Below are 13,838 nucleotides of genomic sequence, written 5' to 3'. Positions count from 1 at the left end.
GCCCTTCACATCGCTGCGTATCGCTGTACTCCCCGTAAGCCTCAGTATGCGCACAGACACGCGAACGGGCCGCCCCAGGGGGGCGGCCCGGATGTGAACGCTGGGGGCTCAGTGGCCGCCGTTGTCCTGCGCGCGCTTGTAGGAACGCTCGATCTCGGCCTCGGCCTCGGTACGGCCGACCCAGTCGGCGCCCTCGACGGACTTGCCGGGCTCCAGGTCCTTGTAGACCTCGAAGAAGTGCTGGATCTCCAGGCGGTCGAACTCCGAGACGTGCTGGATGTCGCGCAGGTGCTCCATCCGCGGGTCCGTCGCCGGGACGCACAGCAGCTTGTCGTCGCCGCCGGCCTCGTCCGTCATCCGGAACATGCCGATCGCGCGGCACTTGATGAGGCAGCCCGGGAACGTCGGCTCGTCCAGGATGACCAGGGCGTCCAGCGGGTCGCCGTCCTCGCCGAGGGTGTCCTCGACGTAGCCGTAGTCCGTCGGGTACGCGGTCGACGTGAACAGACGACGGTCGAGGCGGATACGACCGGACTCGTGGTCGACCTCGTACTTGTTCCGCGATCCCTTCGGAATCTCGATCAGGACGTCGAACTCCACCGGTGGCTCCTCAATGATCAACACAAACGTCTGGTGGTTAAGTGTCCCCTACGCAGATGTGTGATCGCGAAAGGGGCTGGTCCGCGGTGCCGGAGCCGAAGGCTTCGCAGCTCGTGAAGAGTGCGGCGAAGACTGTTGCCGGATCCAAGGCCAAGCACGTCACGGTGGGCGCGACGGCGGTGGGTCTCGCCCTCGCGGCCGTCGTGACGGTCGCGGCCGGTCCCTGGGACGCTTCCGGTCAGCGTAAGGCCGAGGCCGACCGGGCCGCCTCCTCGGAGACCGGAGGTGGCGCAGATCACGGCCGTGCGGCCGAGGCGGCGCCGCGCGCTCCCGTGGTCCTCGCGGCCCCCGGCGCGGCCGTGCCGGGCCCCACGAAGAGCGCCCTGGCCGATGTGCTCGACCCGCTCCTGAAGGGCTCCGCGCTGGGCGGCCGGCGCACGGCCGCGGTCGTCGACGCCGTCACCGGAAAGAGGCTCTACGGAAGGTCGCCGGGTGACACCCTCACCCCGGCGTCCACGACGAAGCTGGCCACGGCGGTGGCGGCCCTCTCGGCCGCGGGCCCCGACCACCGCATCGCCACCCGTACGGCCCTGGAGAAAGGCTCCAAGAAGCTGATTCTGGTGGGCGGCGGCGATCCGACCCTGACGGCCCGCGGGAAGAATCCTTACGGTGCCGCCGACCTGGGCACTCTCGCCGACGAGACCGCCAAGTCGTTGAAGAAGCGGGACACCACCGAGGTGGCCCTCACGTACGACACCTCGCTGTACTCGGGCCCCGACATCCACCCCATCGGCCCCAACGAGAACCTCGCCCGGGTCACGTCCCTGATGGCCGACGAGGCCCGCACCGACGACTCCGACAGCGGCCCGGCCACACGCGAGGTCGACCCGGCGGCGGCCGCGGCGAAGAAGTTCGCGGACCTGCTCGGCGACCGCGGCATCAAGATCAAGGGCGACCCGGCCTCCGGCAAGGCGTCCGGCAAGGCGTCCGGCAAGGCGGTGAAGCTCGCGAAGGTGTCCTCGCCGCCGCTCTCCGCGCTCGTCGAGCGGATGCTGACGCACAGCGACAACGACATCGCCGAGGCGCTCGCCCGGCAGACCGCGATCGCCGCGGGCACGAGCCACGACTTCGACGGCGCGGGCAAGGCCGTCGAGAAGCAGCTCGGAAAGCTCCGGCTGCCGCTCAAGGACACCCATTTCGCCGACGGCAGCGGCCTCGACCGCGCCGACAAGGTCTCCGCCGACCTGCTCACGGGACTGCTCGCCAAGGCCGCCGACCCGTCCCGCCCGGAGCTGCGCTCCGTCCTCACGGGCCTGCCGGTCGCCGGCTTCACGGGAACCCTCGCGAGCCGCTACGAGGACGCCGCCGACGCCTCCGGAACGGGCCTGGTCCGCGCCAAGACCGGCACCCTCACCGGCGTCAACACGCTCGCAGGGACGGTCGTCGACGCCGACGGACGCCTCCTCGTCTTCGCCTTCATGACGGAGGGCGCCACGGACCCCAAGGCCGCCCAGTCGGGCCTCGACCGCCTCGCCTCCTCGGTCGCCAACTGCGGCTGCAGGTGAACCCTTAAGGGTTTCCAGGGGCCGAAGTGGGGCGGCACTCCGGGGCCGACCCCTCTTCCCGTACGCGGGGGGTCACGTACCGTTGACGCATGACGAGCCTCGGCGGTGCTGCATCTTCGGGAATGGTCGACTGGAATCTCGCGGTGGCGACCGCGACCCGACTTGTACGACCAGGACCGGAGATCAGTCGTGACGAGGCCCGGGCCGTCGTCGCGGAGCTGCGCCGGCACGCCAAGGCCTCGGAGGAGCACGTGCGCGCGTACACGCGCATGGCCACCGACGCCGACCACGACACCCCGGTGCTCGTGGTCGACAGGCCCGGCTGGGTGAAGGCCAACGTCGCGGGCTTCCGCGAGGTGCTGCGGCCGCTGCTCGACAAGATGAACGAGCGGCGCGGTTCGGGCCCCGGGCCCGCGATGCTCGGCGCGGTCGGCGGCAAGGTCACGGGCGTCGAACTCGGCATGCTGCTCTCGTTCCTGTCCTCCCGCGTCCTCGGCCAGTACGAGACCTTCGCCCCCGCCACCCGCGACCTGCCCGCCGCGCCGAACGGCGGCGGAAGGCTCCTGCTCGTCGCGCCGAACATCGTGCACGTGGAGCGCGAACTCGACGTGGAACCACACGACTTCAGGCTCTGGGTCTGCCTCCACGAGGAGACGCACCGCACCCAGTTCACGGCCGTGCCCTGGCTGCGCGACCACCTCGAGGGCGAGATCCAGTCATTCCTGGAGGAGACCGAGGTCGACCCGACGACGTTCCTGGAGCGCGTCCGGGAGGCCGCCCAGTCGCTCGCCGGCGGGCGCCCCGAGGGCGAGGAGGACGACGGCGGCCGCTCGCTCGTCGAGCTGGTGCAGACCCCGGCGCAGCGCGAGATCCTCGCCCGCCTCACCGCCGTCATGTCGCTGCTCGAAGGGCACGCGGACTACGTGATGGACGGCGTCGGACCGGCCGTCGTGCCGTCCGTCGAGGAGATCCGCGAGAAGTTCCAACAGCGCAGGCAGAAGGGTGCCTCCCGGCTCGACCTGGCCCTGCGCAAGCTGCTCGGCCTCGATGCCAAGCTGCGCCAGTACCGCGACGGCGAGAAGTTCGTACGGGCCGTCGTCGAGGAGGTCGGCATGGACGGCTTCAACCGCGTGTGGACGTCTCCCAACACGCTTCCGACGAAGGCGGAGATCGCCAAACCGGCGGACTGGGTCGCGCGGGTGCACAACAAGTCGGACGGCGCTCACGAAGCCCCGTAAGGCACGCCCATAATTGCTCAGGATCACCCATCCGAGGGACCGTAGGCCGTGGGCTGGCGTGCAATGCTCGGGGAACCGCTCGGCTCTGTCACCATCGACACACTCTGCGTGACCGATCTCACCCGGTCACCGTTGAGCGAATGAGCCGGGTCAGCCGGCGCTGGTCCGGTTCGAGTTTCCCAGCAGCGCCCACTCCCCCCAGACAACGGAATGAAGGGAACCGGACATGGGTCCCCATCCTGCGGTCGCGGCGATACGCCTGGCGGTCCGCCGCGTCCTCCACGACATCCTCAACGACTCCGGCCCGGACGCCGAGCCCACGGTGCTCGTCGCCTGCTCCGGCGGAGCCGACTCCATGGCCCTCGCCTCCGCCCTCGCCTTCGAGGCCCCCAAACTCGGCATCCGCGCCGGTGGCATCACGGTCGACCACGGCCTGCAGCCCGGCTCCGACGCCCGCGCCGAGGACGTCGTCCTGCGCCTGACCGCCCTCGGTCTGGGGCCCGTCGAGTCCGTCGCCGTCGACGTGGGCCGTGACGGTGGCCCCGAGGCGGCCGCCCGCGACGCCCGCTACGCCGCCCTCGACGCCGCCGCCGAACGACACGGCGCCGCCGCCGTCCTGCTCGGCCACACCCGCGACGACCAGGCCGAGACGGTCCTGCTCGGCCTCGCCCGCGGCTCCGGCATCCGCTCCCTGTCCGGGATGGCCGCCATGTCCGGGACCGGCGGCCGCTACCGACGCCCCTTCCTCACGCTCGACCGGCAGACCGCCCGCAAGGCCTGCCTCGTCCAGCACCTGCCGGTCTGGGACGACCCGCACAACACCGACCCGGCGTACACCAGGTCCAGACTCCGCCACGAGGGTCTGCCCGCCCTGGAGAAGGCGCTCGGCAAGGGCGTCGTCGAGGCCCTCGCCCGTACGGCCCAGCTGTCGCGCGACGACGCCGACGCGCTCGACACCTGGGCCCGCGACGCCGCCGAGTCCGTACGGGACGCGGCCGGACTCCTCGAATGCGCCAAGCTGTACGCCCTGCCGCCCGCCGTCCGCCGCAGAATCCTGCGCCGCACGGCCATCGAGGCAGGCGCCCCCGCCGGTGCGCTGTTCGCCCGGCACATCGAGGAGGTCGACCGCCTGATCACGGGGTGGCGGGGCCAGGGAGAGATCAATCTGCCGGGCAAAGTTCTCGCTCAGCGGCAGGGTGGCAGACTGGTGATCCGGCAAGGCTGACTCGACTCTCACGTCGCGGCGGCCGGTGGGACGACCGAAAGTGATGCGGGTGGACGCGAAAGACATGGGCACCGACCTTCAGTCGGTGCTCATCACCAAGGAAGAGATCGACGCGAAGCTGGCCGAGCTGGCCGCGAAGGTCGACGCGGAGTACGCGGGCAAGGACCTGCTGATCGTCGGGGTGCTCAAGGGCGCCGTGATGGTCATGGCGGACCTGGCTCGCGCCCTGTCCACCCCGCTCACCATGGACTGGATGGCGGTGTCCTCGTACGGCTCGGGCACCCAGTCCTCCGGCGTCGTGCGGATCCTCAAGGACCTCGACACCGACATCAAGGACAAGCACGTCCTGATCGTCGAGGACATCATCGACTCCGGTCTGACGCTGTCCTGGCTGCTCACCAACCTCGGCTCGCGCGAGCCCGCCTCCCTCGAGGTGTGCACGCTGCTGCGCAAGCCGGAGGCGGCCAAGGTCGACATCGACGTGAAGTGGGTCGGCTTCGACATCCCGAACGAGTTCGTGGTCGGTTACGGCCTGGACTACGCGGAGAAGTACCGGAACCTGCCGTTCGTCGGCACCCTCGCGCCGCACGTCTACGGCGGCTGAGGAGTCGTCAGCCTGATCGCCGGGGACGGGAACCCTCGCGGGTCTCCCGCCGTTGGAGCATGCGAAGGGCAGATTCCCGGTCGTCCCCTGCGGCTTCGGGTGACAATGCTGGGGTACCGTCCGAAGAACAGTTCTTCAAACAGCTACAACAGCACCAAGAGCTCCAAACAGCCTTATCAAACTCACTATGGCAGGAGGGACGGGGCGGCACCGCTCCGTATGGATGGACGTGAAGCGATACTTCCGTGGGCCGGTCATGTGGATCGTGCTGGCCGTCCTTGCCGTGGTCGTGTTGATGCAGGTCGTCGGTTCGTCCGGCGGCTACAAGACGGTGGACACCGGCCAGGTAATTCAGGCCATCAACGACAACAAGGTGGAGTCGGCCAAGCTGACCACCGGCGATGAGAGCACGATCAAGGTCGAGCTGAAGGACGGCCAGAAGGTCGACGGCTCGAACAAGATCCAGGCCAGCTACATCGGCGACCAGGGCGTCGACGTGGCCAAGAGTCTCCAGGCCAAGTTCGAGGACAAGCAGATTCCGGACGGCTACACCGTCTCGCCGTCGAAGCAGAACCCCTTCGTGGGGATCCTGCTCTCGCTGCTGCCCTTCGTTCTCATCGTCGTCGTGTTCCTGTTCCTGATGAACCAGATGCAGGGCGGCGGCTCCCGAGTCATGCAGTTCGGGAAGTCCAAGGCCAAGCTCATCACCAAGGACACCCCCAAGACGACGTTCTCCGACGTCGCCGGCAGCGACGAGGCCGTCGAGGAGCTCCACGAGATCAAGGAGTTCCTCCAGGAGCCGGCCAAGTTCCAGGCTGTCGGCGCCAAGATTCCCAAGGGCGTACTCCTGTACGGCCCGCCCGGAACGGGCAAGACCCTGCTCGCGCGCGCTGTCGCGGGTGAGGCGGGCGTCCCGTTCTACTCGATCTCCGGTTCCGACTTCGTCGAGATGTTCGTCGGTGTCGGTGCCTCCCGTGTCCGTGACCTCTTCGAGCAGGCCAAGGCGAACGCTCCGGCGATCGTCTTCGTCGACGAGATCGACGCGGTCGGCCGGCACCGTGGTGCCGGACTCGGCGGTGGACACGACGAGCGCGAGCAGACGCTCAACCAGCTGCTCGTCGAGATGGACGGCTTCGACGTGAAGGGCGGCGTCATCCTGATCGCCGCCACGAACCGGCCGGACATCCTCGACCCGGCGCTGCTGCGTCCCGGCCGTTTCGACCGCCAGATCGCGGTCGACCGTCCGGACATGCAGGGCCGTCTGGAGATCCTCAAGGTTCACCAGAAGGGCAAGCCGGTCGCTCCGGACGTCGACCTGTCGGCCGTCGCCCGCCGTACGCCGGGCTTCACCGGTGCCGATCTCTCCAACGTGCTGAACGAGGCCGCGCTCCTTACGGCCCGCTCGGACCGGAAGCTGATCGACAACATGATGCTCGACGAGGCGATCGACCGTGTGGTCGCGGGCCCGCAGAAGCGGACCCGGATCATGTCGGACAAGGAAAAGAAGATCACCGCGTACCACGAGGGCGGTCACGCCCTGGTCGCGGCGGCCTCGCCGAACTCCGACCCGGTCCACAAGATCACGATCCTGTCCCGCGGCCGTGCGCTCGGGTACACGATGGTGCTCCCGGACGAGGACAAGTACTCGACCACGCGCAACGAGATGCTCGACCAGCTCGCCTACATGCTGGGCGGGCGCGCGGCCGAGGAGCTCGTCTTCCACGACCCGACCACGGGTGCCGCGAACGACATCGAGAAGGCCACCAGCACGGCCCGCGCGATGGTCACGCAGTACGGCATGACCGAGCGGCTCGGCGCGATCAAGTTCGGCGGCGACAACTCGGAGCCCTTCCTGGGCCGCGAGATGGGTCACCAGCGCGACTACTCGGAAGAGGTCGCCGCGCTCGTCGACGAAGAGGTCAAGAAGCTCATCGAGACGGCGCACAACGAGGCCTGGGAGATCCTGGTCGAGAACCGCGACGTTCTCGACAACCTGGTCCTCGCGCTGCTCGAGAAGGAGACGCTGAACAAGGAGCAGATCGCCGAGATCTTCGCTCCGATCGTGAAGCGCCCGGCCCGCCCCGCGTGGACCGGCTCCAACCGCCGCACCCCCTCGACCCGCCCGCCGGTGCTCTCCCCCAAGGAGCTCTCACTGACGAACGGGGCGAACGGAACGGCGCCCGCCATCGAGACCACCACCCCGGTGGACACGGTGAAGGAAGAGCGCCCCGAGAGCTGACCCGGCCCTCATTGGGCAGGCCAGACCCGGAATGCAGGCCGCGTCCCCCACGCTTTACGGTGTGGGGGACGCGGCCTTTGCGCTGCCGCGCGGGATGTAAGTAGAGAAAGAGGCACCTGATGACCGACCCGGTGACGCTGGACGGCGAGGGCTCGATCGGCGAGTTCGACGAGAAGCGGGCCGAGAACGCCGTGCGTGAGCTGCTCATCGCGGTCGGCGAGGACCCGGACCGCGAGGGCCTGCGGGAGACCCCGGGGCGGGTCGCCCGCGCGTACAGGGAGATATTCGCGGGCCTGTGGCAGCAGCCCGAGGACGTCCTGACGACGACGTTCGACCTGGGGCACGACGAGATGGTCCTGGTGAAGGACATCGAGGTGCAGAGCAGCTGCGAGCACCACCTGGTCCCCTTCGTCGGGGTCGCCCACGTCGGCTACATCCCGTCCGCCGACGGCAAGATCACGGGCCTGTCGAAGCTGGCCCGGCTGGTCGACGTGTACGCCCGCCGTCCGCAGGTCCAGGAGCGTCTGACGACGCAGATCGCGGACTCCCTGATGGAGATCCTGGAGCCGCGCGGCGTCATCGTCGTCGTGGAGTGCGAGCACATGTGCATGACGATGCGCGGGGTGCGCAAGCCCGGCGCGAAGACCATCACGTCGGCGGTGCGCGGTCAGCTGCGCGACCCCGCGACCCGCAGCGAGGCGATGAGCCTGATCATCGGGCGCTGATGCGCTGATGCGCTGATGCGCTGATGCGCTGATGCGCTGATGCGCTGATGCGCTGATGCCCGGTTCCGGGACGGCGGGCGGCGGGCCCTAGGTGGCCGGTGCCGCCTCTTCGGGGTCCTCGTCCTCCGGGAGCTTGCAGATGCGCTCCAGGAACATGGCCGCCGCGACGACGCCGATCCCGGCGAGCACCGAGAGCCCAGCGAAGATCGCCTGGTCGCGGCGGGCCGGGACGTCCAGGGACTCCAGCAGGAAGACGCCGGTGCCGCCGTACATGCCGGCCACGAGCGCCGCGACCAGCGCGCTGGCCTGGCCGAAGACCAGGGCGCGCGCCGCCATCATGGGGTCGACGCCCTTGGCCTCGGGGCGCCGCTCCCGCTGCGCGCGCAGCCGGGAGCGGATGGACAGGGCCGTCGCGAGCAGCACGACGGCGATCACGGCGAGCACGATGGGCGCGGCCAGCGGGACCTTCGGCAGCGTGCCGAGCGAGTCCCACAGGCGGGCGCCCGCCCAGGACAGCACTCCGGCGACGGCGAAGAGGCCGACCAGCGTCCTGATGCGCAGTTGCTTCATCCCGGTTGGTCGCCCCTCGTCCGTCATGGCCCTGTTGCCTGTGGCCGTAAACCGTGTCCGGTAGACCCTAACGATTACTCGGGGAGACGGAGTTCCAGGTCGGCGCGCGGCGCGACGCCCTCGCGGGTCACGGCGTCGAGCAGCTCGGAGACCGGGCCCCGGCCCGGAAGCTGCGCCTCCGGCTCCACGTCGTGCCAGGGGACGAGCACGAAGGCCCGCTCGTGGGCCCGCGGGTGGGGGAGCGTGAGGTACGGGTCGTCCGAGACCACATCGGCGTACGCGACGATGTCGACGTCGATGGTGCGGGCGCCCCAGCGCTCGTCCCGTACCCGGTGGAAGGCCTCCTCGACCGCGTGCGCGCGCTCCAGGAGCGAGGACGGCGGCAGCGTCGTCTTCAGGACGACGACGGCGTTGAAGTACGAGGGCTGGCTCTCCGGGTCGACGCCCCAGGGCTCCGTCTCGTAGACGGGCGAGACGGCTTTGACGCGGACGCCGGGGGTGTCCTCCAGGGCATCGACGGCGCCCTGGAGGGTCTCCAGGCGGTTGCCCAGGTTCGCGCCGAGGGAGATCACGGCGCGCTTGGGGTTCGAGAGCGTGGTGTCGGCGGCGTCGACCTGCTCCATCACGGAGGTCGGCACCGGCTGGACGGTCGGGTCGAACGGAGTTTGGTTCATACTCGGCTCCGGGTGATGGTGACGGTCACGTCGTCGAAGGGCACGGTGATCGGTGCGTCCGGCTTGTGGACGCAGACCTCGACCTCCTGGACGCCTTCGTGCTTCAGGCATGTCTGGGCGATGCGCTCGGCGAGTGTCTCGATGAGATCCACGGGGTCGCCCGCGACAACGGCCACGACCTCCTCCGCCACGATGCCGTAGTGCACGGTCTTCGCCAGGTCGTCGTCGGCCGCGGCCGCTCGCGTGTCCAGGCCGAGCACCAGGTCGACGATGAAGGTCTGGCCTTCCTCGCGTTCCTTCGGGAAGACGCCATGGTGCCCACGGGCCTTGAGGCCGCGCAGCGCGACACGATCCACGCGAATCACTCCTGCAGTCGTCGTTGAAGGCCGGGCCCATCGATGTGCGGTCGATGTCCCGGCCTCGATCGAATCTACCTGCGAGCACTGACACCACCGGCCCGCGGGGGCTATGACTGATCCCACCCGGCACACCCGCCCCACGGTGCGCTCGCTGCTGGTAGCCGCCCATACCCAAGGGGTCGGGAGCGCAACCTCGCATCGGGGTTTCGTGCTCTGTGAGGGCGCGTACCCACTCAGGCGGGTGATCCGCCGTCGTCGGCGTTGTTCATCTCGTCGGATTCGTCATCCGCGTCGGCGAGCACGGGGGAGGCGTGGTGCGACCAGATCTTCCAGCCCTCGCGGGTGCGCCGGAACACGTTGGTGGCGACGACGCGCTGGCCGACGAGCGGGCCGAGCTCGTCGCCGTCCTTGGGGGCGGGGCCGCCGCTGAGGATGTTCTCCGTGCAGGTCACCAGGGCGGTGTCGGCGACGACGCTGATCTGCACGTCGGTCAGGAAGAACTGGATGTACTCCGTGTTCGCCATGATCAGCGCGTACGAGCGGAGCACCTCGCCCCGGCCCGTGAGCACCGGCCAGCCGGGGTGCACGCAGCTGACGGAGGTGTCCTCGGCCTCGTCCGGGTCGGCGTCCTCGGCGTACTCGACGTCCTCGGGGGCGAGCCACAGGGCGGTGAGTTCCTCGAACGCGCCGCGTTCGACGGCTTCGTAGTAGGTGCGGTTGGCGGTGTCGACGGCTTGGACGTCGGCCTCGGTCACTGGGCTCCTTCGACCGCGCGTGCCACGCGGACGGCATCGGCGGTGGCCCGCACTTCGTGGACGCGGACGGCCCAGGCGCCCGCCTGCGCGGCGAGCGCGGAGACGGCGGCGGTGGCGGCGTCGCGCTCACGGGCGGGCGGCGGGGCGCCCTGCTCGCCGGCCAGGACGTGGCCGAGGAACCGCTTGCGGGAGGCCGCGACGAGGACCGGGTGGCCGAGCGCGTGCAGCCGGTCGAGGTGGGCGAGCAGGGAGAGGTCGTGCTCGGCGTTCTTGGAGAAGCCGAGGCCCGGGTCGATGACGATGCGGTCGGGGGCGATGCCGCCCTCGATGGCGGCCTCCACGCGCGCGTGGAGCTCGTTCACGACTTCGGAGACGACGTCCTCGTAGGTGCCGGGCACATTGGTGCCCTCCAGGAGGCCGCGCCAGTGCATCACGACGAAGGGCGCTCCCGTCGCGGCGACGACCGGGACCATCTCCGGGTCGGAGAGGCCGCCGCTCACGTCGTTGACCAGGGAGGCGCCTGCGGCGAGGGACTGCTCGGCGACGGAGGCGCGCATGGTGTCGACCGAGATCGTCACGCCTTCGGAGGCGAGCCCTCGTACGACGGGGATGACGCGCCTGAGCTCCTCGTCCTCGTCGACGCGGCTGGCGCCCGGACGGGTGGACTCGCCGCCGACGTCCACGAGGTCGGCGCCCTCGGCGACCAGGTCGAGGCCGTGCTTGATCGCGGCGGTCGTGTCGAACCAGCGGCCGCCGTCGGAGAACGAATCCGGCGTCACATTGACGACACCCATGACCGCGCAGCGGTCCCAAACGGGGAGGTTGGCTACGTGGCCCCGGCGGACCTGCGACGTGCTCATGGCCTCAAGCCTAGGCCCTTCGCGGCCTGCGGGATCTCGCGGCTTCGGCGGCCTGGGAAGGTGCCGCCGCTCTCGCGGCGGGGCCGCGCGGTGAGGCCGGTCTCGCGGGTCCAGACCGCGCACCCCGTCTCGGAGCAGTCCATGACGGCCGGTGTCCAGGAGTGGGTCCGCGCCTCGTCCATGAAGCGCTCCATGGCCCCCGGCCACGCCTCTACGTCGCCCATGGGGTCGCCCTTGGCCAGCATCACGCCCGACACGACCCGGTAGCGGACCGCCGCCTTGCCGCTGGGCGAGAACACGATCCCCTTGTCGCGGGCGGCCGGGCCCTCGGGGCGGAACGCGAGGTAGAGCGTGGTCAGCGCGGTGACCAGGCCGAGGGTGCCGAGCGAGAGGGCGACGGTGTGCGCCGTGCCGCCTACGTAGACGAGCGGACCCTCCATGCCGAGCAGACCGCACAGGACGTGCTCCAGGCGGTCCACGAGGCTCGGGGCGCCGACGAGCCGCTCCGGGTGCGCGCTGACGACGGCGAGGCCGATCAGCAGTGAACCGGCGCCCAGGAGCACGAAGTTGGACAGGGCGCGCCAGCGGCCGCGCGGGTCGGGCGGCGCGTCGAACCGCTTCCGGTCGCGTATCAGGAGCCACAGCGGCACCAGGGCCAGGGCGACGCCTACGACCCCCACGGGCGAGTCCCGGTACACGAACTGCCCGGCGGCGCCGAGCGGCAGCAGCACCAGGACCGCCCACCAGGCCCGCCGGTTGTGGCGCCGCAGCATGCGCGTGAGCAGGACGATCAGCACTCCGCTGCCGAGCGCGAGTGCCGCGGCGTACGGGCCGTACGTGCCCGGCAGCGCTTCCGTGACGCCGCCCGTACGGCTGCGTGCGAACCGTGGCAGGACGCCGGCCACGATGTCCGTGCAGCCGGCCAGGAGGCAGGCGCCCGCGATCCGCCGCATCCCCGCGCCTCCTGCCGCCGCTCGCACCGCGAGACATGTGAACACGGTGCGAATGCCGCATCCGTGACGTACGACCTGTAGGACGGAAGCGGAGCGACCGGGGTTCACTCGTGAACGGCGAACCCCGGTGGGGCTTTCCGATGGGGCTTCACCGGGACAGCCGGTGGGGCCTCACTGGGGGAGGAGCGGTTCCACCGTCTCCAGCTCGACCTCCGCGCGCGTGATGTCCCGCGCGTCCGCGGCCGTGGAGCGGCGCAGCGCCTCGTGCAGCCGGGCCGGGGTCAGCACGCCGAGGAAGCGCCCCTCGCTGTGTTCGTCGATGACGGCGATCCAGCCCGCGTCGTGCTGGAGCATCGTCGCGAACGCCTGCTTGAGCGGGGCGCCCACCGGCAGCCAGGCCTCCATGCGGCGCGCGTGGTCGCGCACGGTGTCGCCCTTGTTCGCGGCCACGCGCGCGTGCTCGGCGGAGATCCAGCCGTGCAGGTTGTTGTCGTTGTCCAGGACGACGGCCCAGCGGGCGTCGAGCTCCCTGGGTAGCGGGTCGTCGAGGTGGACGACGGGCGGTTGCTCCAGGTCGCCCTCCTCGATGGGCGTCACCGAGAGGCGCTTGAGGCCGCGGTCGGCGCCCACGAAGTCGGCCACGTAGTCGGTGGCGGGTGTGCCGAGGACCGCGGAGGGGGTGTCGTACTGCTCGATGCGACCGTCTCCGTAGACGGCGATCCGGTCGCCGAGGCGGACGGCCTCCTCTATGTCGTGCGTGACGAACAGGACGGTCTTGCCGAGCGTCTGCTGGAGGCGCAGGAACTCGTTCTGCAGGTGCTCGCGCACCACGGGGTCGACCGCTCCGAACGGCTCGTCCATCAGCAGCACGGGCGGGTCGGCCGCCAACGCCCTCGCCACGCCCACGCGTTGCCGCTGACCGCCGGAGAGCTGCTCGGGGTAGCGCTCGCCGAACACCTTCGGGTCGAGGCCCACCAGGTCGAGCAACTCCGCCGCCCGCTCGCGAGCCTTGGCGCGCTTGACGCCCAGCAGGTGCGGCACGGTCGCGGTGTTGTCGAGGACCGACTTGTGCGGGAACAGGCCGACCTGCTGGATCACATAGCCGATGCGGCGGCGCAGTTGGACCGGGTCGACCCCGGATATGTCGTCGCCGTCGAGGAATATCCGGCCCGCGGTGGGTTCGATGAGCCGGTTCACCATCTTCATCGTCGTGGTCTTGCCGCAGCCCGACGGGCCGACGAGCGTGACCAGTTCGCCCTCGTTCACCTCGAAGGACAGATCGTCGACGGCGGTGGTGCCGTCCGCGTACCGCTTGCTGACGTGCTCGAACCGGATCATGGGACCCCATTCTGCCGGGACGCGGCCGGGTTGGGGATGCCCCGGTGAGGCAGTCATGTGAACGCGGTGTTGCGCCTGGCGGCCGGGGCTCGGCCGTTGTCAGTGGGCCGGGCTAGGGTCATTGGCGGTCGAG

13 protein-coding genes and 1 pseudogene are annotated in these 13,838 nt (G+C 70.3%); 6 read left to right on the top strand and 8 right to left on the bottom strand.

Going from position 1 to position 13,838, the window contains the following annotated elements; translation table 11 throughout:
* Positions 1-108: 108 nt before the first annotated feature.
* A complete protein-coding gene (locus ACYSUO_RS34710; protein ID WP_266711337.1) occupies positions 109-600 on the bottom strand; it encodes an inorganic diphosphatase in 492 nt (163 codons plus the stop codon).
* 56 nt (positions 601-656) lie between these two features.
* Here ACYSUO_RS34710 and dacB point away from each other — a divergent pair, with 56 nt between their 5' ends.
* The 6 genes from dacB to folE all read left to right on the top strand — a co-directional run bounded on the left by dacB (position 657) and on the right by folE (position 8,196).
* Positions 657-2,165: a D-alanyl-D-alanine carboxypeptidase/D-alanyl-D-alanine endopeptidase gene (gene dacB / locus ACYSUO_RS34705; protein WP_461780185.1), complete on the top strand. Its 1,509-nt coding sequence runs from the start codon at positions 657-659 to the stop codon at positions 2,163-2,165.
* 89 nt (positions 2,166-2,254) lie between these two features.
* Positions 2,255-3,403 carry a zinc-dependent metalloprotease gene (locus ACYSUO_RS34700; protein ID WP_461780184.1) on the top strand — a complete coding sequence of 383 codons (1,149 nt, stop codon included), beginning with the start codon at positions 2,255-2,257 and terminating at the stop codon, positions 3,401-3,403.
* Between the two features lie 226 nt (positions 3,404-3,629).
* Positions 3,630-4,628 carry a tRNA lysidine(34) synthetase TilS gene (tilS, locus tag ACYSUO_RS34695; RefSeq protein WP_461780183.1) on the top strand — a complete coding sequence of 333 codons (999 nt, stop codon included), beginning with the start codon at positions 3,630-3,632 and terminating at the stop codon, positions 4,626-4,628.
* A gap of 43 nt (positions 4,629-4,671) precedes the next feature.
* Positions 4,672-5,232, top strand: coding sequence for a hypoxanthine phosphoribosyltransferase (hpt, locus tag ACYSUO_RS34690; protein WP_266718689.1), 561 nt, complete (start codon positions 4,672-4,674; stop codon positions 5,230-5,232).
* Between the two features lie 223 nt (positions 5,233-5,455).
* Entirely contained in the window at positions 5,456-7,471 is a 2,016-nt protein-coding gene (gene ftsH, locus ACYSUO_RS34685) for an ATP-dependent zinc metalloprotease FtsH (protein WP_461780206.1), read from the top strand.
* A 119-nt stretch (positions 7,472-7,590) separates the two neighbouring features.
* Positions 7,591-8,196, top strand: a complete 606-nt coding sequence (folE, locus tag ACYSUO_RS34680; RefSeq protein ID WP_461780182.1) for a GTP cyclohydrolase I FolE — start codon at positions 7,591-7,593, stop codon at positions 8,194-8,196.
* An 87-nt stretch (positions 8,197-8,283) separates the two neighbouring features.
* Here the strand turns inward: folE and ACYSUO_RS34675 are convergent, their stop codons facing one another.
* The 7 genes and pseudogenes from ACYSUO_RS34675 to ACYSUO_RS34645 form a co-directional block, all read right to left on the bottom strand.
* A complete protein-coding gene (locus ACYSUO_RS34675) occupies positions 8,284-8,766 on the bottom strand; it encodes a DUF3180 domain-containing protein (RefSeq protein ID WP_461780181.1) in 483 nt (160 codons plus the stop codon).
* A 74-nt stretch (positions 8,767-8,840) separates the two neighbouring features.
* Positions 8,841-9,440, bottom strand: a complete 600-nt coding sequence (folK, locus tag ACYSUO_RS34670) for a 2-amino-4-hydroxy-6-hydroxymethyldihydropteridine diphosphokinase (protein ID WP_461780180.1) — start codon at positions 9,438-9,440, stop codon at positions 8,841-8,843.
* Positions 9,437-9,796, bottom strand: coding sequence for a dihydroneopterin aldolase (folB, locus tag ACYSUO_RS34665; protein WP_267070060.1), 360 nt, complete (start codon positions 9,794-9,796; stop codon positions 9,437-9,439). Before folB ends, folK begins: the two co-directional genes overlap by 4 nt.
* 236 nt (positions 9,797-10,032) lie before the next feature.
* Positions 10,033-10,554, bottom strand: coding sequence for a nuclear transport factor 2 family protein (locus tag ACYSUO_RS34660; protein WP_461780179.1), 522 nt, complete (start codon positions 10,552-10,554; stop codon positions 10,033-10,035).
* Positions 10,551-11,414, bottom strand: coding sequence for a dihydropteroate synthase (gene folP / locus ACYSUO_RS34655; RefSeq protein ID WP_461780178.1), 864 nt, complete (start codon positions 11,412-11,414; stop codon positions 10,551-10,553). Before folP ends, ACYSUO_RS34660 begins: the two co-directional genes overlap by 4 nt.
* Before the next feature lie 86 nt (positions 11,415-11,500).
* A pseudogene (locus ACYSUO_RS34650) lies at positions 11,501-12,367 on the bottom strand (phosphatidylglycerol lysyltransferase domain-containing protein); the annotation flags it as partial.
* 171 nt (positions 12,368-12,538) lie between these two features.
* Entirely contained in the window at positions 12,539-13,705 is a 1,167-nt protein-coding gene (locus ACYSUO_RS34645; RefSeq protein ID WP_267070062.1) for an ABC transporter ATP-binding protein, read from the bottom strand.
* Between the last annotated feature and the right edge of the window lie 133 nt (positions 13,706-13,838).

It is taken from the genome of Streptomyces sp. UC4497 (assembly GCF_054871485.1).
This window is presented reverse-complemented; position numbering and strand designations above follow the sequence as displayed.